The organism is Aeromonas schubertii, from assembly GCF_000820105.1.
GTDB classification, from domain to species: Bacteria; Pseudomonadota; Gammaproteobacteria; order Enterobacterales; family Aeromonadaceae; genus Aeromonas; species Aeromonas schubertii.
This window is the reverse complement of sequence record NZ_CDDB01000027.1, coordinates 1-622: the sequence shown is the minus strand read 5'-3', so window position 1 is coordinate 622 and position 622 is coordinate 1. Positions and strand designations below refer to the sequence as shown.

The window sequence follows — 622 nt, the reverse complement described above, 5'->3', positions numbered from 1 at the left end:
GGTGCACAAGCTGGGCCGCCAGGATGCCCTGGTACTGCTCAAAACCAGTCCGCAGGCCCGCAAAAAGTGGCCGCAGTTACCCGACACGGTGAAAGCCCGCTTGCTCACCCGCCATATCAACGGCAAAGAGCGACAAGTGTTGACCTCGATGGTCGACCCGATGCGCTTCCCGGGGGCGGATATCGTCGACCTCTACAGCCACCGTTGGGAAATCGAGCTGGGCTATCGGGAGATGAAACACAGCCTGCAACAGCACCGACTGACCCTGCGCAGCAAGAAGGCAGCAGGGATACGACAGGAGCTGTGGGGCGTGTTGCTGGCGTACAACCTGCTGCGTAGCCAGATGGTGAAGATGGCGGCAAGCCTGAAAGGGTACACGGCGAGTCAGCTCAGTTTTCACATGGCATCGGTCTATCTCGTCCATGAGTTGAGCTGTATGCCGTTCATGTCACCGGGGAATATCCCTAAGCGGGTGGCGGAGTTGGAGAAACAAGCGGGGCAGTTTGTGTTACCCGATAGGATGGAGCGAAGTTACCCCCGCTGCGTGAAGCCAAGACCGCAGAAGTACAGCGTAAAAAAATCCAATAAAAACAATGCCAGTCAGTCTTAACTGACTGGCATT

1 protein-coding gene is annotated in these 622 nt (G+C 56.8%); it reads left to right on the top strand.

The annotated features are described in order from the left end of the window. Positions 1-610: transposase (locus BN1133_RS05160; protein ID WP_157432338.1), on the top strand; the 610-nt coding region annotated here is incomplete at its 5' end. Between the last annotated feature and the right edge of the window lie 12 nt (positions 611-622).